Source organism: Paenisporosarcina sp. P5_A11, assembly GCF_056400705.1.
Genome location: NZ_JBFUKT010000322.1, coordinates 1 through 1,748, shown reverse-complemented (window position 1 = coordinate 1,748; position 1,748 = coordinate 1). Strand labels below are relative to the sequence as shown.

At 33.2% G+C, this 1,748-nt stretch carries 3 protein-coding genes and 1 pseudogene; 1 reads left to right on the top strand and 3 read right to left on the bottom strand.

Annotated features, from left to right (window positions below; all coding sequences use genetic code 11):
- Positions 1-105 (top strand): annotated as a pseudogene (locus tag AC1DOS_RS19915) (EcsC family protein); the annotation flags it as partial.
- An 86-nt stretch (positions 106-191) separates the two neighbouring features.
- Here AC1DOS_RS19915 and AC1DOS_RS19910 read toward each other — a convergent pair.
- The 3 genes from AC1DOS_RS19910 to AC1DOS_RS19900 form a co-directional block, all read right to left on the bottom strand.
- Positions 192-305, bottom strand: coding sequence for a restriction endonuclease (locus AC1DOS_RS19910; RefSeq protein WP_477538878.1), 114 nt, complete (start codon positions 303-305; stop codon positions 192-194).
- A 5-nt stretch (positions 306-310) separates the two neighbouring features.
- Positions 311-508, bottom strand: coding sequence for a hypothetical protein (locus AC1DOS_RS19905; RefSeq protein WP_477538877.1), 198 nt, complete (start codon positions 506-508; stop codon positions 311-313).
- A 556-nt stretch (positions 509-1,064) separates the two neighbouring features.
- Positions 1,065-1,511, bottom strand: a complete 447-nt coding sequence (locus AC1DOS_RS19900; RefSeq protein ID WP_477538876.1) for a hypothetical protein — start codon at positions 1,509-1,511, stop codon at positions 1,065-1,067.
- Positions 1,512-1,748 lie beyond the last annotated feature (237 nt).

Genomic DNA, 1,748 nt, shown 5'->3' with positions numbered 1-1,748 from the left:
TTTATTAACCGAGGTGCGGTGAACGATATAGCTGAAGCAGGGAAAATGCTTTATCGAAAAAGAAGAATCATTGAAAGACTTGCTTCAGAGCCTATTCAAAAATAGTTTTGAATATAAAACAAGTAACCGTCCTCCTCAACAAGGTTTGACGGTTACTTCAACGTAAAAGTGGTTAACTACTTAGTTGCTCATTAAAGATTCCACCGATTTGAATTAAGGATTATTACTTCTTGAACAGCTTTTATACCAACCGTTTTTTTGTATCGTTTTGCTTGCACAACAATTTCTGGTTTATTATGTGACATCCCTACTATATTGTCTGTTTAAGACTGATATCTAACCGTGCAAGTACATCCTTAAATGATTCAACTGAAGTCAACTCTTTAATGGCTTTGTAAACAGCATCCATACTGCTCCAATCGTTAACAACTACTGCATCAAAGCCCGCTTTTGATCGGCTTCCTCTATTCGCTTCAATCGCTCCTGCATTTCTTTCATCCGTTCCCATTCTGCCCGCAATTCTTCTATTAACTGCATATTTGGGGTAGTACCAGCGAAGCTGTCACTACCCCTATACAACATATATTGTGCAATACAACAGTAAAATGAGCATACCAATAGTTTAGGAAGTAGTATCCTAAAGGGTTAATACATTTGGATCCCTTATTGTGAATATACAATCTCTCTAATGTTATCTAATAATCTATCTGGGTTCGCCATGATATTCCTAAAACCAAATATCTCTGATATCTTATCTTGATGTTTTTGCATTTGTTATTCGTGGAAGAGATAAGCATCTTTCTCATAAGGTTGTGATAATATGCTTCAAAGCTGTTGCAGCTTTTTAAAAAAGTTTGATCAAAAACACTTCGCAAACCCATATTTCACGACAGACAAAAAGAAGCCATTTTGAAAAAAGATTAATCAAAATGGCTTCTTAATTTGTTATTAGTTATTTCGTTTTTTATAAAAAAGTTTGAGCATTTTTTAGTGGTCCTTCTTCAACTAAAGCACCCGTTAGTTGAAGAACATTCACACTAAACTGTTCCTAAAGTTTAAATAATCTATTTTTCATCCACTTCTAAATGTATTGGTTCAAAACCTTTGGCAATAAACTCTTCAGATGATTCACCAGATTGAGACCAAAAATCACTTTGTCCAATTTTTTCATCTTTAATATAGTAGGCATAAACAATTTCATATTCATTTTCAAAAATCACATGAAGTTCCACCGTGGTCTTTAGTTCATCATCGTCTGTATCGTTTATCTCCCATTTTTCATTAGGATAAATGGTTGTCAAGTACGTATTAAGCTTACCTATTGCTTCATTCGTTTGCGATTCAACGAATATAGGTAGCAATGCAAAATAACCAATAACAATAATAAGTATGGTTCCCGATACACTCCAAATCAGTTTCCGAATGAACGGTTTTAAGAAATAAGAAATGCTGCTTACTATGGCAAGTATTACGAATACATAAACAATAATTATGATTGATGTAGGATACATTGCTTTATCCCCCTTTTGTTGAACTAAACTGCCCCGTTAGTTGAAGAAGGAAAATGGCTAGGACAACCTTGTTAACAATTTACTCAATTTCTTTTTTGGGTGGTAGAAATAAAGTAATCAAAATAAAAAGGCCAATTATTAACTGAAAAGTAGGGAGACCAAAAAGAAACCCTTTGTTGTAACTATCAATAATTCTATATGCTTGAAAAGAAATAAAAAATATCATAAGTATTATTA